At 64.5% G+C, this 18,543-nt stretch carries 19 protein-coding genes and 1 riboswitch; of the genes, 11 read left to right on the top strand and 8 right to left on the bottom strand.

Annotation, left to right across the window (positions count from 1 at the left end; genetic code table 11):
- The first annotated feature begins 26 nt into the window (after positions 1 to 26).
- Positions 27 to 106, top strand: a riboswitch (SAM riboswitch).
- 77 nt (positions 107 to 183) lie between these two features.
- From metZ to argE, 7 genes are all read left to right on the top strand, one after another.
- A complete protein-coding gene (gene metZ, locus ACQY7X_RS00975) occupies positions 184 to 1,383 on the top strand; it encodes an O-succinylhomoserine sulfhydrylase (RefSeq protein ID WP_428247968.1) in 1,200 nt (399 codons plus the stop codon).
- A 176-nt stretch (positions 1,384 to 1,559) separates the two neighbouring features.
- Entirely contained in the window at positions 1,560 to 2,624 is a 1,065-nt protein-coding gene (locus tag ACQY7X_RS00970; RefSeq protein WP_428247967.1) for an OmpA family protein, read from the top strand.
- Between the two features lie 124 nt (positions 2,625 to 2,748).
- The gene (gene apaG, locus ACQY7X_RS00965; RefSeq protein ID WP_428247966.1) at positions 2,749 to 3,141 is read left to right on the top strand and encodes a Co2+/Mg2+ efflux protein ApaG; all 393 of its coding nucleotides are present in this window, start codon (positions 2,749 to 2,751) and stop codon (positions 3,139 to 3,141) included.
- Positions 3,142 to 3,250: 109 nt separating this feature from the next.
- Positions 3,251 to 3,916 (top strand): GTP cyclohydrolase I FolE, encoded by a 666-nt coding sequence (folE, locus tag ACQY7X_RS00960; RefSeq protein WP_428247965.1) that lies wholly within the window; start codon positions 3,251 to 3,253, stop codon positions 3,914 to 3,916.
- The gene (locus tag ACQY7X_RS00955; protein ID WP_428247964.1) at positions 3,882 to 4,214 is read left to right on the top strand and encodes a SelT/SelW/SelH family protein; all 333 of its coding nucleotides are present in this window, start codon (positions 3,882 to 3,884) and stop codon (positions 4,212 to 4,214) included. Before folE ends, ACQY7X_RS00955 begins: the two co-directional genes overlap by 35 nt.
- A 157-nt stretch (positions 4,215 to 4,371) precedes the next feature.
- A complete protein-coding gene (locus ACQY7X_RS00950; protein ID WP_428247963.1) occupies positions 4,372 to 4,749 on the top strand; it encodes a hypothetical protein in 378 nt (125 codons plus the stop codon).
- A 69-nt stretch (positions 4,750 to 4,818) separates the two neighbouring features.
- Complete coding sequence (gene argE / locus ACQY7X_RS00945; RefSeq protein WP_428247962.1) at positions 4,819 to 6,003, top strand: acetylornithine deacetylase; 1,185 nt, start codon at positions 4,819 to 4,821, stop codon at positions 6,001 to 6,003.
- Here argE and ACQY7X_RS00940 read toward each other — a convergent pair.
- Both ACQY7X_RS00940 and ACQY7X_RS00935 read right to left on the bottom strand, forming a co-directional pair.
- Positions 5,993 to 7,381, bottom strand: a complete 1,389-nt coding sequence (locus ACQY7X_RS00940; protein WP_428247961.1) for a formimidoylglutamate deiminase — start codon at positions 7,379 to 7,381, stop codon at positions 5,993 to 5,995. The genes argE and ACQY7X_RS00940 overlap by 11 nt on opposite strands.
- A gap of 109 nt (positions 7,382 to 7,490) precedes the next feature.
- Positions 7,491 to 8,027, bottom strand: coding sequence for a hypothetical protein (locus ACQY7X_RS00935; RefSeq protein WP_428247960.1), 537 nt, complete (start codon positions 8,025 to 8,027; stop codon positions 7,491 to 7,493).
- Between the two features lie 176 nt (positions 8,028 to 8,203).
- Here ACQY7X_RS00935 and hutI point away from each other — a divergent pair, with 176 nt between their 5' ends.
- Both hutI and ACQY7X_RS00925 read left to right on the top strand, forming a co-directional pair.
- A complete protein-coding gene (gene hutI, locus ACQY7X_RS00930) occupies positions 8,204 to 9,448 on the top strand; it encodes an imidazolonepropionase (RefSeq protein WP_428247959.1) in 1,245 nt (414 codons plus the stop codon).
- A 102-nt stretch (positions 9,449 to 9,550) separates the two neighbouring features.
- A complete protein-coding gene (locus tag ACQY7X_RS00925) occupies positions 9,551 to 9,898 on the top strand; it encodes a hypothetical protein (RefSeq protein WP_428247958.1) in 348 nt (115 codons plus the stop codon).
- A gap of 35 nt (positions 9,899 to 9,933) precedes the next feature.
- Here ACQY7X_RS00925 and ACQY7X_RS00920 read toward each other — a convergent pair whose 3' ends face one another.
- Positions 9,934 to 10,482 carry a hypothetical protein gene (locus ACQY7X_RS00920; protein ID WP_428247957.1) on the bottom strand — a complete coding sequence of 183 codons (549 nt, stop codon included), beginning with the start codon at positions 10,480 to 10,482 and terminating at the stop codon, positions 9,934 to 9,936.
- 1,034 nt (positions 10,483 to 11,516) lie between these two features.
- Here ACQY7X_RS00920 and ACQY7X_RS00915 point away from each other — a divergent pair.
- Positions 11,517 to 12,794, top strand: coding sequence for an RsmB/NOP family class I SAM-dependent RNA methyltransferase (locus ACQY7X_RS00915; protein WP_428247956.1), 1,278 nt, complete (start codon positions 11,517 to 11,519; stop codon positions 12,792 to 12,794).
- 107 nt (positions 12,795 to 12,901) lie between these two features.
- Here the strand turns inward: ACQY7X_RS00915 and ACQY7X_RS00910 are convergent, their stop codons facing one another.
- From ACQY7X_RS00910 to ACQY7X_RS00895, 4 genes are all read right to left on the bottom strand, one after another.
- Positions 12,902 to 13,660: a glutamine amidotransferase-related protein gene (locus ACQY7X_RS00910; RefSeq protein ID WP_428247955.1), complete on the bottom strand. Its 759-nt coding sequence runs from the start codon at positions 13,658 to 13,660 to the stop codon at positions 12,902 to 12,904.
- Between the two features lie 88 nt (positions 13,661 to 13,748).
- Complete coding sequence (locus tag ACQY7X_RS00905) at positions 13,749 to 14,510, bottom strand: SDR family oxidoreductase (protein WP_428247954.1); 762 nt, start codon at positions 14,508 to 14,510, stop codon at positions 13,749 to 13,751.
- A 35-nt stretch (positions 14,511 to 14,545) separates the two neighbouring features.
- Positions 14,546 to 15,760, bottom strand: coding sequence for a threonine ammonia-lyase (locus tag ACQY7X_RS00900; protein ID WP_428247953.1), 1,215 nt, complete (start codon positions 15,758 to 15,760; stop codon positions 14,546 to 14,548).
- A 1-nt stretch (position 15,761) separates the two neighbouring features.
- Positions 15,762 to 16,085, bottom strand: a complete 324-nt coding sequence (locus tag ACQY7X_RS00895) for a hypothetical protein (RefSeq protein ID WP_428247952.1) — start codon at positions 16,083 to 16,085, stop codon at positions 15,762 to 15,764.
- Positions 16,086 to 16,209: 124 nt separating this feature from the next.
- On the opposite strand from ACQY7X_RS00895, the gene ACQY7X_RS00890 reads away from it, so the two are divergent.
- Positions 16,210 to 16,713 (top strand): DUF2244 domain-containing protein, encoded by a 504-nt coding sequence (locus ACQY7X_RS00890; protein ID WP_428250097.1) that lies wholly within the window; start codon positions 16,210 to 16,212, stop codon positions 16,711 to 16,713.
- Positions 16,714 to 16,726: 13 nt separating this feature from the next.
- Here ACQY7X_RS00890 and ybaL read toward each other — a convergent pair whose 3' ends face one another.
- Positions 16,727 to 18,403, bottom strand: a complete 1,677-nt coding sequence (gene ybaL / locus ACQY7X_RS00885; RefSeq protein ID WP_428247951.1) for a YbaL family putative K(+) efflux transporter — start codon at positions 18,401 to 18,403, stop codon at positions 16,727 to 16,729.
- Positions 18,404 to 18,543 lie beyond the last annotated feature (140 nt).

Genomic DNA, 18,543 nt, shown 5'->3' with positions numbered 1-18,543 from the left:
CGGCCTCGGAAATGCGGCATAAAACCGCTTTCCATCGTGGTGATTTGAGCCGACCGGCTTGCGGACCACGTTAAACAAACCGCTAAAAGGTCGGGCGGTTTATGAACCCCGGACCTTTGCGGTACCGGGGTTTTTTGTTGCCCCACTTCTTTGTATGCCGCAGGGGCGGCTGGCGAGGGCGAGATGAGCGATCAGAAGGGCAAGGCGGAGAATTTGCGGCTGGCCACTAAGCTGGTGCGTGGCGGCACCATGCGTTCGCCGTTCGGCGAGACTTCGGAAGCCATCTTCATGACTTCCGGCTTCTGCTATGACAGCGCCGAGGCCGCCGAGGCGCGCTTCAAGAACGAGCAGCCGGGCTTCGTCTATAGCCGCTTCTCTAACCCCACCGTGGAAATGTTTGAAACCCGCATGGCCCTGCTGGAAGGCGCCGAGGCCGCGCGCGGCGTGGCATCCGGCATGGCGGCGGTGAATGCGGCGCTGATGTGCCAGCTCAAGGCGGGTGACGAGGTAGTGTCGGCGCGCGCCGTGTTCGGTTCCTGCCGCTATATCGTCGAAGACCTGTTGCCGCGCTTCGGTATCAAGTCAACGCTGGTGGATGGCACCGACCTCAAGGCCTGGGAAGCCGCCATCACCAAGCGCACCAAGGCGGTGTTCCTGGAAACCCCGGCCAACCCGACCCTGGAGCTGATCGATATCCGCGCCGTGGCCGACATCGCCCATGCCGTGGGCGCCCGGGTCGTCGTCGATAACGTGTTCGCCACGCCGGTACTGCAGAAGCCGCTGGAACTCGGCGCCGATATCGTGGTCTACAGCGCCACCAAGCATATCGACGGCCAGGGCCGGGCGCTTGGCGGTGTTATCCTCGGTTCGGAAGCCTTTGTGCGCGACGAACTGACCGTTTATCTGCGCCATACCGGCCCGGCCCTCAGCCCGTTCAACGCCTGGGTCATGCTCAAGGGCCTGGAAACCCTGGAACTGCGCGTCACCCGCCATGTCGAGAATGCCACCAGCGTGGCGGCGGCCCTGGCCGGGCACCCGCAGATCGAGCAGCTGCTGTTCCCCGGCCTGCAGAGCCACCCGCAATATGATCTCGCCAAGCGCCAGATGGCTGGACCCGGCAACATGGTGGCGTTCCGGGTCAAGGGCGGCAAGGCGGGGGCCTTCAAGACCCTCAACGCCCTGAAATTGGTGGATATCTCCAATAATCTTGGCGACGCGAAGAGCTTGGTGACACACCCCGCTACCACTACGCATCAGCGGTTGTCGGTGGAGGAGCGGGCAAAACTTGGGATCGATGATGGCCTGCTGCGCCTGTCGGTCGGCCTGGAAGACCCGCTTGATGTCATCGACGATTTAAATCAAGCACTTGCCACTGCCGGCTGAATACGTTCCCCCCTGTGGCAGCTTTGCCACAGAGGGGTGTTTTTTCCGTCCTGCCACCGCCTTTCCGCTTTACGCTGGCGGCGCCAGCGCCGATATTGTGGGCACTGTTTTCGAGTCCCCGGCGCCGGCTACCCCAAGTATCCGGTCAGCCTTGGTTTTTTGAAGGGAGATGTTTGATGATGAACGCGCGTATGGCCCTCCTGGCCGGTGCCGCTCTCGCCGTCCTGGCGATCCAGCCGGCGATGGCGCAGACCACCGGCTGGTATACCGGCTTGGCTGGTGGCGCTGCCTGGACCGGCGACACCAAGATCCGCAACGCCCCTGGCGGCCCCGCCGCGGTGGAGCACGACGCTGGTCCGGCCGTTGCCGGCAAGGTTGGCTACGGCTTTGGCGATGTGCGCGTTGAAGGTGAACTCGGCTATCGTCAGAACGATGGCAAGGGTGCCAACAACGTCGATATCAGCACCTGGTCGACCTTTGCCAACGTGCTCTATGACTTCTCCGGCATGGGCAACTTCGTGCCGTATGTCGGCTTCGGTGTCGGCCTGCAGAATATCGGCGCTGAAGGCACTGTCAGCGGCGCCCGCTTCGATGACAGCTCCTGGGCTCCGTCGGTGCAGGGCATCATCGGTGCCAACTACACGCTCAGCGACAACTGGCTGGTCGGCGCCGACTACCGCTACATCACCGGTGCCCGTGCCAAGTTCGACAGCAACACCGCTGGCGTCGATGGCAAGTCGAGCAACCAGAACCATGTCGTGATGCTCGGTGTGACCTACCGCTTTGGCGCCCCGGCGCCGGCGCCGAAGCCGCAGCCTGCTGTGGCCGCCCCGCCGCCGCCGCCCCCGCCGCCGCCGGCAGCTCCCGCCGTGCAGGCTCCGCCGCCGCCGCCGCCGCCGGCTCGTCTGCCGGAGACCTATGTGGTGTTCTTCGCCTTCGACAAGTCGGACATCAGCCCGGTTGCCTCGCAGGTGCTTGATCGCGCCATTGCTGACTTCCGTGCCACCGGCAGCACTCGCATCGTGATCGAAGGTCACACCGACCGTTCGGGTAAGGATGCCTATAACCAGAAGCTCTCCGAGCGCCGCGCCAAGTCGGTTGCCGATTACCTGACCGCCAAGGGCATTGGTGGTCCGGCGATCCAGACTGCCGGCTTCGGTGAAACCCGTCCGCGCGTTCCGACCGCCGATGGCGAGCGCAACGACGAGAACCGTCGCGCCGAGATCTTCCTGCGCAAGTAAGCGCTGGATCTAAGGTTAACAGCGGCCGTCTTGGGGCAACCCAAGGCGGCCGTTGCTTTTTCTGGTTCCTCTCACGGCATCTGTCGGGGTGGACAAAGCGCCGCCGGGTTCTACAATCGGGGCCATGTACCAGAAGATCACCCGTGGCATCGCCATCACCGTGCGTCCCTCCTATCTCGAGGAGCAATCCTCGCCGGATGAGAATTATTTCGTCTGGGCCTACAACATCGTGATCGAGAACAAGGGCGAGCAGACCGTGCAGCTGCAAAGCCGCCACTGGAAGATCACCGATGCGCGCGGCCGGGTGCAGGAAGTGCAGGGCCCGGGCGTGGTTGGCGAGCAGCCGGTGCTGGGGCCGGGCGAGCGTTTCGAATATACCAGCGGCACGCCGTTGCCGACGTCATCCGGTTTCATGGTCGGCTCGTATAAGATGGTGAGCCATGATGGGGACAGCTTCGATGTCGCCATTCCGGCTTTTTCGCTCGACAGCCCGCATGAGGCGCGCCGGGTGAACTGATCACCGCCCATTGCCTGGGCTGCGAGCAGCACTATTTCATCGGGGTACCCGCTTCGTCTGGGTATATGGGCTGGTCCGTGCCGGTCGGCATCGGCAATTGGAGATGGGCGTGATGAACAACATGGCCAAGGGCAAGGAAGCCGAGATCAAGCGTTTCAGCAAGGCGGGCGACCATGTGGTGCAGGACCGCCCGAGCCGCGATGAAGCGGAAGCCGCAGTGCGCACGCTGATCCGCTGGGCCGGCGATGATCCCGACCGCGAAGGCCTGGTCGGCACGCCGGACCGCGTGGTGCGTTCCTATGAGGAATTCTTCGCCGGCTATGATGAAGACCCGGTGGCGATGCTGGAGCGTACCTTCGAGGAAACCGACGGCTACGACGAGATGGTGGTGCTGCGCGATATCCGGCTGGAAAGCCATTGCGAGCATCATATGGTGCCGATCATCGGCAAGGCGCATGTCGCTTATCTGCCGGGCAAGCGGGTGGTCGGCATCTCGAAGCTGGCGCGCGTGCTGGAAGTCTATGCCAAGCGCCTGCAGATCCAGGAAAAGCTCACCGCCCAGGTGGCCAACACGATCCAGACCGTGCTGCAGCCGCGCGGCGTTGCCGTGGTGATCGAGGCGGCGCATCAATGCATGACCACGCGCGGCATCCGCAAGCCGGGCGTCACGATGGTCACCAGCCGCATGCTCGGCGCCTTCCGCGAGGATCCGCGCACGCGCCAGGAATTCATGGCGATGATTGGCCCGGGCAGCGGCCGCGCCGCTGAAGGCTGATCCGGCAATGGCGGATGCGACGGCGGCGAAGCCGCGCATCGTCATCGCCTATTGCACGCAATGCCAATGGCTGCTGCGCGCCGCCTGGATGGCGCAGGAACTGCTCTCCACCTTTGCCGATGATCTCGGCGAAGTGGCGTTGCAGCCCGGCACCGGCGGCATTTTCCACATTGCCTGTGACGGTGAGCTGATCTGGGAACGCAAGCGCGATGGCGGCTTCCCGGATGTTAAGACGCTGAAGCAGCTGGTGCGCGACCGGCTCGATCCGCAGCGCGATCTCGGCCATATCGACCGCTGATGCCAGCGGCCCGGCGAGCTTTGCCGGGGCGGCAATTTCTGCCGCCCGAGACTATGGTTTATAAATATTAAATCATTGGAATATTTGAGTAATTTTCGTGTACGGAACTGGCATGGCGGTTGCTTCGTGAGCAACAAACCTGATCCAGGAGTCCGTCATGTCTCTCTCTGTGCAATCCTCCACCGCTTCCTACCTGGCTTATGCCGCCAGCGCCGCCACGGGCGCCAAGGGCGTTGCCGCTAATGACGATGCTGCCAAGGGCAGCAGCCAGGCCGCCGCGGTCGATGGCGCCCAGGGTGCCGCCGGCCAGCCAGATGCCACCGAACAGAATTTCCTCGACTATGCCCGCATGTCGGTCGCCGAGCGCATCCGCAAGCATTACCTGGAAAAAGCCGGCATGACCGAAGAACAACTCGGCCAGCTCGATGCCGATGCGCGCGCCAAGATCGAAGAAGAAATCCGCAACAAGGTGCGCGAATCCCTGCATCAGGCCGGTGGCAAGGATTCCGGCACCATCGCCAATATCGTCGTTTAGGCCGGAATTGCCTCGGCTGGCTTAAGCCATCTTCTGGCCTAAGCCAGGGGGCTGGTCTATAAGCGAGGGATGAGCCAGCCCATATCCCTCGACTGGATTTCCCGCCTGGTCGGTTTCGATACCACCAGCCGCGATTCCAACCTCGCCCTGATCGATTGCATCGCCGACTATCTCGCCGCGCATGGCATTGCGTCGGAGAAGATATTCGATGCCTCGGGCCGCAAGGCCAATCTGTATGCCACCATCGGGCCGCAGAACGAAGGCGGCATCATCCTTTCCGGCCATACCGATGTGGTGCCGGTGGATGGGCAGGACTGGGTCACCGATCCGTTCAAGCTTGAGCAGCATAGCGGCAAGCTGTGGGGCCGTGGCACGTCTGACATGAAAAGCTTCATCGCCATCAGCCTGGCGATGTTGCCCGAGATGCTGGCGAAGCCGCTGCGCGTGCCGCTGCATTTCGCGTTTTCCTATGACGAGGAAGTCGGCTGTCTCGGCGTGCATGGCATTGTCGATTTCATCAAGCGCGGCGGGCCGCGCCCGGCGCTCGCCATTGTCGGCGAGCCGACCGAGATGCAGGTGGTGAACGCGCATAAGAGCGTGTGTGCCTGCAATACCTCGGTGCATGGCCTGGAAGCGCATTCCAGCGCCACGCATCAGGGCGTCAACGCGATCCAGTATGCCGCCGACATGATCGCCGAACTGAACCGCATCCAGCGCGCCTACAAGGCGCCGGAGCATTGCGAGCCGCGCTTCGAGCCGCCGCACACCACCATCACGGTGGGGCAGATTCATGGCGGCACGGCCCGCAACATCCTGGCCAAGGAATGTCACTTCATGTGGGATGTGCGCTCGGTGCGGCCGGAGCATGACCAGCTGGTGGTGGATGAGTTCAACCGCTATGTTGCGGCGGAAATCCTGCCCGAGATGCGCCGTATCCATCCCGGCGCGCGGGTGGAAACCAATATCGTGGCGCATGTGCCGCCCTTCCTGCCGCAGGCGGATAACAAGGCCGAACGGCTGGCGATGCGCATGGCGCGGCAGAACAATGCCTATGCCGTCTCCTACGGCACGGAAGCCGGTATTTTCGAGGTCGGCAATATCCCCACCGTGGTCTGTGGCCCGGGCAATATCCGCGAGGCGCATAAGCCGAACGAGTTCATCGAAATCAGCCAGATCGTTGAAGGCGAGGCCTTCATGCGCCGGCTGATCGATTTCTGCGCCGGCGACGCGGCGCTGGATTTCATCAAGAGCTAAGCAGCTTCCGCATCACCGCGCGGTAGCGCGCGGCGATGGCCTCGGCTTTCACATGGCGGCCCTCGGCCACCACGCGCTCGCCGCCGACATAGACTTCGCGCACAGCGTTCGGCTGGCCAGAGAATATCCAGGCATCCAGCAGGCGCTCCGGCGGCAGCCCGGCGAATTGCGCCGCATTGCCATCCAGCAGCACGAAATCGGCGCGCCGGCCCACGGCAATCGCGCCGGTCGGCTGCTGCAAGGCCTGTGCGCCGCCGGCAGCGGCGGCATCGAACAGTTTCGGCCCAGTAGCAGCCCCAGGTGTAGCGGCACCCGGCGCGCCGCTCAGCATATTGCGGCCACGATGGAACAGGCGCTGGCCGTATTCCAGCCAGCGCAATTCTTCCGCCGCGTTGATGCTGATATGGCTGTCCGAGCCGATGCCGAAGCGGCCGCCCTGGCGCAGATACTCCACCGCCGGGAACAGGCCATCGCCGAGATTGGCTTCCGTGGTCGGGCAGAGGCCGGCAACGGCCTGGCTTGCCGCCAGCCGCGCGGTTTCATCCGCGGTCATATGCGTGGCGTGGACCAGGCACCAGCGGGCGTCCACAGCGGCATGATCGAGCAGCCATTGCACCGGGCGCTGGCCGGTGAAGGCTTCGCATTCCGCCACTTCGCCGGTCTGCTCGGCGATATGGATATGCACCGGGCCGGAGGCATCGAGGCTCAGCGCGGCGCGCAGCATCTCGGCAGGCACGGCGCGCAGCGAATGGGGCGCCATCCCCAGGCGATGCCTGCCGGTCAGGCGCGGCCGCAGCCTTTCAAGCAGGGCGGCATAGCCGTCGATGTCATGCAGGAAGCGGCGTTGGCGTTCACTGGCCGGCTTGCCGAAGCCGCCGGTGGCATAGAGCACGGGCAGATGGGTCAACGCCATGCCGGTCTGTTCGGCGGCGGCCAGGATGCGCCAGCTCAGTTCGGCCCTGTCGTCGTAGGGCCGGCCATCGGTCTGATGGTGCAGGTAATGGAACTCGCCCACCGCCGTATAGCCCTGGGCCAGCATCTCGGCATAAAGCTGCGCCGCGATGGCCTCCACATCCTCGGGCGAGAGCGTCAGAGCAAAACGGTACATGGTCTCGCGCCAGGTCCAGAAATCATCGCCCGCCGGACCGGCAATCTCGGCCAGGCCGGCCATGGCGCGCTGGAAGGCATGGCTGTGCAGGTTGGCGAGACCGGGCAGCACCGGGCCATCCAGCCGCACGGCATCCACTGCTGCCGCGCGACCCGGCTGTACGGCGGTGATCAGGCCGGCGGCATCGGTGGTGATTTCAACCTCGCTGGCCCAGCCACCAGCAGCAGTATCTCCTGGCAGATAGGCCCGGCTCAGCCAAAAGCGGCGCATGACGACCTCTCCTCACTTGTATATATAAGTTGGCAGAGTTGCCTGGATCAGGAAAGAGCGAAGTGAACGCTTCCCGTTCAAAGCGGCACCGGTTCGGAGGCGATAGCGCTTATTTCTTTTCCCAGAGGTAAAAATTATTTCTGCCGCTGCTGCTGGTGTAGGGAACGATATAAGCGGAATGGCGATAGCCGCATGAACTGGGTTCGTACCGTTCCGTTAAACCAGGGGCGGCCTTTTTCACATTGCCAACAAAATCCACCTCGGCGGTTCTTGGCGCCCTGATGATGCGATGGCCGCCATCTTCCAGCAGCAGGACGATGACGAATTCAAGTTCATCTGCGATATCAATTTTTGCTGCATGTAAAGCTGCATTGGCCGCTTTTCCCGCAGGGTGATTATCATCAAATCTGTTTTCGTAGGGCGTCAGAATGCAAATGGCCGTCCAGTTGGACCCTATAATATCGGCTGTCGGAATGGGTTGGGTTAAATGCTTCGTATTTTCTCTCGCAAGGGTGGCGCCCAGATTTTTCAACATTTCCTGATCCGCCTTCTTTAATCCGGCGTCGTTAGGAAAGATGGCCCTCAGTTGCAGAATCAGAACAACCAAGCAAGTCAAAACAAAAACACTGATCGCCAGTATCCTCATTATCTATTGCCTTCTATTTTCTGGAGCGGGCAGCTCAATTATAAAATCCTGCAAATCCAGGATGGGGAAGTGACCGGAAATACCTGTTCTATTAACGGGTGAAATTAGACACTATTTGGCAAGTCCTTTATACAGAATGTTGTGTTTGACGTTTTAACCGAACGGATCAGCGAAGCATGGCGGGCGAGGGCGAATTCGATACCGTGTGGCGCGATGCCAGCATCGCCACCATGGTGCCTGGCGGCGCCCCGTTCGGCGCCATCGAGAACGGTGCCCTGGCGGCCAAGGACGGGCGCATTGCCTGGGTCGGGCCGGTGGCAGACCTACCGGAAACCCAGATCGGGCGCCATACCGTGGTGCATCGCCTGCAAGGCGGCTGGATCACGCCCGGCCTGGTCGATTGCCACACCCATCTGGTCTTCGGCGGCAACCGCGCCCATGAATTCGAGCTGCGGCTGAACGGCGCCACCTACGAGGATATCGCCCGGGCCGGCGGCGGCATCCGCTCCACCATGGCGGCGACGCGCAATGCCGACGAGGCCGACTTGCTGCGCCAGAGCGCGCCGCGCCTGAAGGCCCTGATTGCCGAAGGCGTCACCACGCTGGAAATCAAGTCCGGCTATGGCCTGAGCCTGGAAGATGAACTGAAATGCCTGCGCGTGGCGCGGCGCCTGGGCGAGCTTTATCCGGTGCGCATCCGTACCACGCTGCTTGCCGCCCATAGCGTGCCGGCGGAATATGCCGGGCGCGCGGACGCCTATATCGATCTGGTCTGCGACAGCATCATTCCGGCGGCGGCGCGCGAGGGTCTGGCCGATGCGGTGGATGCCTTCTGCGAAGGCATCGCCTTCTCGGTGGCGCAGACGCGGCGCGTGTTCGAGGCGGCACAACGCCATGGCCTGCCGGTGAAGCTGCATGCCGAGCAACTGAGTAATCTCGGCGGTGCCAGGCTGGCGGCCGAGTTCGGCGCGCTCTCGGCGGATCATCTGGAGCATCTGGACGAGCCGGGTGTTGAGGCATTGGCAAAAGCCGGCACCGTGGCGGTGCTGCTGCCCGGCGCCTTCTATGCCTTGCGCGAGACCCAGGCGCCGCCGGTGGCCTTGTTCCGCAAGCATCAGGTGCCGATGGCGGTATCCACCGACTGCAATCCCGGCACCTCGCCGGTTTCCTCGCTGCTGCTGATCCTCAACATGGCCTGCACGCTGTTCCGCATGACACCCGAGGAGGCCCTGGCTGGCGCCACCCGTGAGGCCGCCCGCGCGCTGGGCCTGGCGGATGAATGTGGCACGCTCGAAACCGGCAAGCGCGCCGATCTGGTGGTGTGGGATATCGACCGCCCGGCGGCGCTGGCCTACCGCATCGGCTTCAACCCACGCCGGCAGGTGGTGCTGGGCGGCCAGCCGCTACCCCAGGCGGTTTAAGCACCGGCCGTATCCGCGCCTACCTATCCTTTCGAGGGATTGCAGGGCGTTTTTCGCTGCCTATATCGTAAGGTGAGGGAGAACCAGAAAGGATCCTGCACCATGGGCGATTGGATATACGTTCTCGGCGGTGGCATCGTTCTCTTCTGGGTCGGCGCCTGGCTGCTCCTGCATCTCGGCAATTTCGAGATGCGCATCAGCCATCTGCGCCAGGGCATCGAGAACCGGATGTCGCAGCTCGAGCGTCAGCAGCAGAATCATAACCGCACGGTGGCCGACTACGAACGCACCACCCAGACGATCTTTTCCCAGCTTGCGGATGTTACCGACAACCTGGAAAAGACCCGTCAGGAACTGGCCGACGTGAAGCGGTCGATCAACGTGATGGAAATTTCCGTGAACGATCTCAAGCTGCGCAGCATGCCACCGCGCAGCATGCGCTATGGCTGATGTGCAGCATCCGCTACGGTTGATGCGCTGACGGCCTAAGCCGGATTGAGCGTCACGCGCAGCAGCTTGCCGGGCTGCGCCAGCCACAGCCATTGCCCTTGCCACGAAACCGCGACGAAGCCGCCACGGCCAAGGTCCAGCGCCGGTTTTTCCGCTTCGCGCGGCAATCCCTGATCCAGGCGCCACGGGCTTTCGCGCGTCGGCTGCTCGCCATCGCCGATGCGGATCGCCAGGAGCGGCGCGCCATCGCGGCCCAGCAGCCAGAGGCGGCCCTGGCGGTCCATGTTCAGGATGCCGGCGGGCGAGGGCGGATCGGCGGCAATCGCCTCATGCACCTTGCGGGCGGCATCCAGGCGGTGCAGGCGGCGGCCATCGGCTTCCAGCCACCACACATCGCCGCTCCTTTCGGCAAACAGCGAGATCGCCTCGGTGCCCGGCGGCAGTGGCACTTCCATGATCGAGCCGACCCGGGGCGGCAGCGGGGCAGGCGACTGGCCGGCACAGGCCGCCAGCAGCAGGCAGCCGAGAACCAGGGTCAGCAAGCGTGACGGCGTGAAGCGCGGCAGGGAACGAAGGATGGTCATGGCTACGGCTTCGGGGCTTTATGGCAGGACGGCATCGGGCGTTGCATTGCCACAATTTTAGCCCTTGGCGGCCGCCAGAGCCAGAGGGGCGGCTGTTAGCACTTGCTGATACCGCCGCCCCGGCCTATGACGGGCGCCAACCCCCGCCATTGTGAGCCTATGCCGTGAGCAAACCTCCCTCGAAGCGTCCCCCTGGCGCCCGTCCCCCCGCCGGTAAATCTGGCGCTAAGCCTGGTGCTAAGCCTGGCGGTAGGGCTCCCAGCGGCAAATTCAGCGGTAAGCCCGGGGGCAAATTCGGTGGCAAGCCGGGCACCAAGCATGGTTCCAAGCCAGGCCACAAAACCAGTGGCGACCCGCGTCCTGCTGCCCGATCTGACAGCCGCCCGGATTCTCGCCCAGACACCCGCCCAGACGCTCGGGCGGCTACCCGTTCTGGCCCCGGCCAGCATCATCCTGGCCAGCAACGCCCTGGGCAACGCCATGAGCGCGGCGACCGCCATGTCGAGCGCGCCCTCGACCGCATCGGCGGCGGCGGTGGTCGCCCGGAATATGCTGGCAAAGGCGGTTATGCTGAAAAAGGTGGGCGGTCTGACCGGCCTCGTTCGGACAAGCCTCGCACCGACAAGTCGGACAGGCCTCGCTTTGACAAAGCCGAACGCTTTGACGGAGCGCGCTCGGAGCGGCCCCGTTCCGACAAGCCGCAGCGTTTTGATGGCCCGCGCTCAGAGCGGCCACGTTCGGACCGGCCTCGCTCCGATAAATCGGACCGGCCCCGTTTTGACAAGGCTGAGCGCTTTGACGGAGCGCGCTCAGAGCGGCCCCGCACCGACAAGCCACGTTCAGACCGGCCGCGTTCTGATTGGCAGCAGCGCCCGGAACGCCAGGAATCTGCGAAATGGGGATCGGCGAAGCGCGGCCCTGATAGGCACGGCCCTGATAAACGGGGTGCGGATAAACGCGGTCCCGGCCAGCGTGGCGAAGAAAAGCCGCAGCAGCGGCCGCCGCACAAGATCCGCCCCGGTTCCTCGCGCGCGGTGATTGCCGGCGCGGTGCAGTTGCTGGATGCGATCACCGCCAGCGGCGAGCCGGGCGACCGCGTGCTGCATGCCTGGATGAAGGCCAATCATCGCCGCTTCGATACCGCCGAGCGTTCGGCTTTGGTCAACCTGGTGGAAGAAGTGCAGCGCCAGCGTGGCCGGCTCGACTGGTGGATCGCGCGCTCCAGTGAAGGCAAGGTCGCAGCGGGCAACGATCTGCGCGTTGCTGCCTGGCGCATCCTGGCCCAGGGCGCCAAGGTGGAAAGCACGGTATCGGCGCTTGGCCTGGCCGAAAGTGAAGTGGAAACCCTGACCAGGCTGCTGCGGCCCCTGGAAGGCCACACGCTGGAGCATCCCGAGATGCCGGCGGCGGCGCGTCATTGCCTGCCGGATTGGATCGAGCCGCGCTTCCGCGCCCGTTTCGGCGCCGATTTCGATCTCGAAATGGCGGCGATGCTGCGCCCGGCGCCGCTCGATCTGCGCGTCAACCTGCTCAAGACCACGCGCGATGCAGCCCTTGGCCTGCTCAATGCCTCTGGCATGCGGGCGCAAGCCACGCCGCTTTCGCCGACTGGTCTGCGGCTCGGCCCGCAAGCCTATGTGAACAACACCGAAGCCTTCGCCGAAGGCTTGATCGAGCCGCAGGATGAAGGCTCGCAGCTTGCCGCCATGCTGGTAGAGGCAGAGCACGCCAAGCTGGTGATGGATTTCTGCGCCGGGGCCGGTGGCAAGTCACTGGCGATTGGCGCCGCCATGCGCAACAACGGCCGCCTGATCGCCTGCGATGTCAGCGAGAAGCGGCTGGCACGCGCCAAGCTGCGGCTGCGCCGTGCCGGTGTGCATAATGCCGAATGTCGCGCGTTGGATGCGAAATGGCTGAAGCGCCAGGCCGCCAAGGCCGACCGCGTGCTGGTGGATGCGCCCTGTTCAGGGACCGGCACCTGGCGGCGCAAGCCCGATGCACGCTGGCGCCTGACCGAGAATGACATCCTGGAGCTGATCCAGCGCCAGGCCGAGATTCTTGAACGCGCCGCCAAGCTGGTCGCGCCGGGCGGACGGCTGATCTACGTCACCTGCTCGGTACTGGCGGAGGAGAACGAGGCGCAGATCGCGGCGTTCCTGCAAAGCCATGGCGATTTCACGCCGCTGCCGGTTGCCGATATCTGGGGCCGCAGCATCGGCGGCGTCTGCCCGACATCGGACACCTATCTGCGCCTGACGCCGGGCCGCAACGGCACCGACGGCTTCTTCGTCGCGGTGTTGCAACGAGCCTGATCGCTCTATTCGTCATGGCCCGCTTCAGGCGGGCCATCCACGAGTTTTTTATTTTTCAGAAACCAAAACGTGGATGCCCCGCCTGAAGCGGGGCATGACGTGGGGGGCTAATCCGCCGCGTCGGCCAGTGGCACCGGGGCCGATTGCGGTGCCGGCTTCAGCGCTGTGCCATTGAGCCAGCGCGGCAGGAAGTTGCGCAGCCAGGTGGCGATGCCGCCATCATGGCGGGCATGGCCGGCATATTGCGTCTGGCGGCATTGCGCGCCGGGCATCACCAGGCGATGCGCCGCCCGTGTGGTCCAGATGCGCATCATGGCGCCGGTCACTTCCGGGTGGAACTGGATGCCGAAGGCATTGCTGCCCATGGCGAAGGCCTGGTTCGGAAACCACTTGGTGCCGGCCAGGTGCTGGCCGTCCTTGGGCAGGTCGAAGCCTTCGCCATGCCACTGGTAGACATGCAGCCTTTCGGGGAACAGCGCGCGGCCGGCGGCGCTGACCTGCAGCGGGTAATAGCCGATCTCATGCCAGCCATCGGCATGGGGCGCGACGCGGGCACCGGCAGCGCGGGCCAGCATCTGCGCGCCGAGGCAGACGCCGAGATAGGGCTTGCCGCTGGCCGCAGCCATCGGAATCCAGTCGAGTTCACGGCGGATGAAGGGCAGGTGATCGTCGTTGGCGCTCATCGGGCCGCCAAACACCACCACGCCGGCATGGCCGCTCATATCCTGGGGCAATTCATGGCCGATGCAGGGGCGGCGGATATCCAGGGAATAGCCCAGCGCCTGCAATTCATCCCCGATGCGGCCGGGGGTGGATTGCTCCTGGTGCACAACAATGAGCACCGGTTGCTTGGGTGAGGCGTTCATAGCCCCAAGATGCAGCGATTCACCGGGTTTTTCCAGCCCATAAAATGTGGCCCCCATCACAAGATGGGGGCGCACAGCATATGCCTGCCTATTGGGCGGTAATGCCGCCGTCGATGACGAATTCCGCGCCAGTGACGAACTTGGACTCATCGGAAGCCAGGTAGAGGATGCAGTAAGCCACGTCATCCGGGTCGCCGAGGCAGCCCAGCGGCACCTGGGATTCCAGCTTCTGGCGCGTCTTGGCCGGATCGCCGCCGGCATAGATCATCGACTGCACCATCGGCGTGTCGATGAAGGTGGGATGCACCGAGTTGCAGCGAATCCTGTAGCCGCGCTTGGCGCAATGCAACGCCGTGGTCTTGGCGAGCATGCGGGCGGCGGCCTTTGACGTGTTGTAGGCACCCATATTGTGGCCGGCAATGATGCCGGAAACCGACGAGATGATGACGATGGAGCCCGGCGCATGGGCCTTCATGCGTGGCAGCGCATGCTTGTTGCCGAGGAACGGGCCGTTGAGGTTGACGTCATGCACGAAGTCCCATTCCTCGATGCTGACATCCTCGACATTCTTCAGCACGCCGACACCGGCGGAATGTACCAGCACGTTCAGGCCCCCGAAGGCGGCCTCCACCGCATCCAGTGCCGTGATCCACTGAGCTTCCTTGGTGACATCGAGTTCAACCGCGATGGCATTGGCGCCGATCTCATCGGCCACCGCCTGGGCGCCGGCAAGATTGCGGTCAGCCAGCGCCACCTTGGCGCCTTCGCGCGCCATCATGATGGCCGTGGCCTTGCCCAGGCCCGAAGCGCCGCCCGTGATCAGGGCGACCTTGTTGGATACGCGTCCCATTGATTCCTCCCGAAGGGTAAGGAGGTCAGGATACGCTAGATGCCGATTTCCGCCAAGCGCGCGCGCAGGCCGGCTGCCCCAAGGGCGGTCACCAGTTCATCGAGATGGGCGCGGTCGCGGGCTTCCACCACGAATTCGATCTCGGTGGATTTCGCCGAGGCCAGGGTGAACAGGCGCTGATGCGCCACCTCGATGATGTTGACGCCGGTAGTGCCGATGATGCCGGCGGCACGCGCCAGCCGGCCCGGCGCGTCATCGGTGGTGACGATCAGCCGCGCCAGGCGGCCATCGCGCACCAGGCCGCGCATCAGCACGGAAGCCAGCAGGCGGGTATCGATATTGCCGCCGGTGAGCACAATGCCGACGCGGCGGCCCTGGAACAGATGCTTGTGTGCCAGCAAGGCCGCGAGGCCTGCCGCGCCGGCGCCCTCGGTGACGGTCTTTTCGATTTCCACCAGCAGCACGATGGCGCGCTCGATCTCGGCCTCGCTGGTGATCAGCACATCGCGCACCAGTTGGCGCGCCACCTGCATCGGCGCGCGGCCGATATCGCGCACGGAGATGCCTTCGGCGATCGAGATGCCGCCGACCTGCACCGGCTGGTCATGCATCTGCTGATACATTGCCGTGTAAAGCTCGCCCTCGACGCCATAGAGATGCAGGCCGGGCCGCTTGGCATGGGCCGCGATGGCCATGCCGGCGATCAGGCCGCCGCCGCCGACCGGCACCACCATGTCGTCGAGATGTGGTGCCTGCTCCAGCATTTCCAGCGCCACCGTGCCCTGGCCGGCCATCACCGCCAGATCATCATAAGGATGCACGAAGACCATGCCTTCATCGGCGGACATCTGGTGCGCCTTGGCGGCGGATTCAGCCAGCGTCTCGCCTTCCAGCACCACGCGGGCGCCGTGGTTGCGCACATGGCGCACCTTCACATAGGGCGTGAAGCCCGGCATCACGATGGTGGCGGGAATCCCTAAACGTCCGGCATGGTAGGCAACGCCCTGGGCATGGTTGCCCGCCGACATGGCGATGACGCCGCGCCTGCGTTCATCAGCATTCAGTTGCAGCAGCTTGTTCAGCGCGCCGCGCTCCTTGAAGCTGGCGGTGAATTGCAGGTTCTCGAATTTCAGCCACACCTCGGCATCGACCAGCTGTGACAGCGTGCGCGATTGCAGGCAGGGCGTGCGGGTCAGCGCCCCGTCGATGCGTCGCGCGGCGGCTTCGATATCGGCGAGGGTGAGCAGCATGTCAGTGGTCCGCGCGGTGCAGGATCTTGTCGCGCAGGCCGGTATCATAGGCCAGCCCGGTCGGCGTCAGGGTCATGCCGGGCTCGACCAGGCCCTTGCGACCCAGGGCGACCCACACGGCTTCGTTATGCAGGCCGGTGGCGTCAGCGCCAGACACCACGGCATCGCCGATATGGAAGTGGTTGCCATGGGCGGGGGGGAGTTGATGCAGTCGCACCCGGCCATCGGGCAGTTCCTCGCCCGCCACCGCCGCGACGGCTTGCAGCAGCGTCAGGGTCTTGAGTTGCAGCGGGTTGAGTTTCAGCGGATTGGGCTTGGGCGCCATGATACCTGTCCATAATAAGCGGCGCCCCCAGGGTTAAGGCCTGTGCGCGGCGGCGTCAATCAGCGGCCTGCCGCCAGCCACCAACAGGCTTGCCGCCAGCTTGGGCAGGAGTAAGCTGGTGGCCATGGACCAGGCGCCACAGCCCTTCTTCCAGGCCGAATTGCGGCCGCACCGCTCGCTCGGGCGGCGCGGTTTCTTCATCCTGATTGGCTGCGTGGCCTTGATCAATTTCGGCGCCGGGATTGCCTTCTGGCTCGCCGGGGCCTGGCCGGTGCTGGGCTTCTGCGGCCTGGAAGTGCTGCTGCTGTGGCTGGCCTTCCGCTACAGCTATGCCCAGGCGCGGGCGCGTGAATTCGTGATCCTTGATGGCGCCAGCCTGACCATCCGCCGGATCAGCGCGCGCGGCCTGCAGAAGCAGTGGCAGCTACAGCCCTACTGGGTGCGGGTGGAATGTGACGATGAGCCGGATAGCCACCGGCTTACGCTGTGGAGCCATGGCCGGGGCTTCAATCTCGGGCAGTTCCTCAGCCCGGCCGAAAGGCTGGAACTGGCCGAGGCCCTGCGCGATGCGCTGTGGCGCTGGCGCCAGCCGCCGGGTGCCGGCCTGCGCTCACTTGAGGTTATTTAGGCCGGCTGCGGGCCTAGGCTGGTTGCGGGAAGGCCCGCTCCATCATGCCGCGCGCGATCTCGCGCTCGCCCATCACGATCAGGTCGGCGCCGAGATTGCTCAGGTAATCCACCTCGCCATCGGCATGGGCGCGGGCGATGATCTTCAGATCGGGATTGGCCTTGCGCGCCTGCTCCACGATCTGCCCGGCCTCGAAGGCATTCGGGATCGCCACGAAGATCCAGCGTGCGCCGCTGATATTCGCGGCTTCGATGGTGTCATGCGCGGCGGCATTGCCCAGCATGGTCTCGAAGCCGGCGGCGCGCGCCTGCTCGGCCAGTTTCTGGCGCTCCTCGATCACCAGCACCGCGCGGTTTTCCCGCCGCAGCGCGTCCGCCACCAGGCTGCCGACGCGGCCGAAGCCGATCACCACGGCATGCTGGTCCAGCGCTGTAGGTACCAGTTCCTCGGCTGCCGCGTTGGCCTTGTCCTCAACTGCCGGCTCCTTGCCTTCGCGTTTCTCCAGCCAGCCTTTCAGGCGGTCCAGGGAAGCGAAGAAGATCGGGTTGGCCAGGATCGAGAGGATGGCGCCGGTAACGATCAGGTCGCGGCCCATGGGCGGCAGCAATTCCAGATGCAGGCCCAATGCTGCCAGGATGAAGGAGAATTCGCCGATCTGCGCCAGGCTGGCGGAAATGGTCAGGGCCGTGGAAAGCTTGTGACGGAATGCCAGCACCAGGGCCAGGGCGGCCACCGATTTGCCCACCACGATGATCAGGAAGGTGGCGATCACCGGCAGCGGCTCGCGCAGCAGGATGCTGGGATCGAACAGCATGCCGACCGAGACGAAGAACAGCACCGCGAAGGCATCGCGCAGCGGCAGCGACTCTTCCGCCGCACGGTGCGAGAGTTCGCTTTCGCTCAGCACCATGCCGGCGAAGAAGGCGCCCAGCGCGAAGGAGACGCCGAACAGCACCGCCGCGCCGTAGGCGACGCCAAGCGCGATGGCAAGCACGGCAAGGCGGAACAATTCGCGCGAGCCGGTATGGGCGATGTAATGCAGCAGCCAGGGGATGACGCGGCGGCCGACGATCAGCATCAGGGCGACGAAGGCGGCCACCTTGCCCAAGGTGATGGCCAGCAGCAGGCCGATTTCGCGCGCACCGAGGCCGCCGGCTTCATCCTTGATCAACGTGGCGAGCGGCGGCAGCACCACCAGCGCCAGCACCATGGCAAGGTCTTCCACGATCAGCCAGCCGACCGCGATGCGGCCGCGCTCGGCTTCCATCAGGTGGCGTTCCTGCAACGCACGCAGCAGCACCACGGTGGATGCGACGGACAGCGCCAGGCCGAACACGAAGCCGGCGCCAGCGCCCCAGCCCATGGCCCAGGCCAGGCCCATGCCGAGTACGGTGGCCACCGCGATCTGGGCGATGGCGCCCGGAATGGCGATGGCCTTCACGCTGAGCAGGTCTTTCAGCGAGAAATGCATGCCGACGCCGAACATCAGCAGGATGACGCCCAGTTCGGCCAGCTCCGGCGCCAGTGCCTGATCGGCGACAAAGCCGGGTGTGAAGGGGCCGACCACGACACCGGCCAGCAGGTAGCCAACCAGCGGCGAGATGCGCAGCCGGTTGGCGATGGCGCCCAAGATGAAGGCCAGAACCAAGCCACCGACGATGGTGGCGATGAGGGGCGTATGATGCGGCATCGGCGCTAGGACTCCAGTCGGGAATTTGGCGGGAGGCAGCCGAAGCGTACCAATTTCTGATATAAAAGCGCGGTAAAGAATGTCAACCTTTGCCGCCAAAATTGGCAGACTCCCTGTTTGATCTGCAGTCACCCTTCGGC

The organism is Ferrovibrio sp., assembly GCF_965278975.1.
GTDB lineage: Bacteria > Pseudomonadota > Alphaproteobacteria > Ferrovibrionales > Ferrovibrionaceae > Ferrovibrio.
The sequence above is the reverse complement of the archived record's forward strand: the minus strand, read 5'-3'. Positions and strand labels throughout refer to the sequence as shown.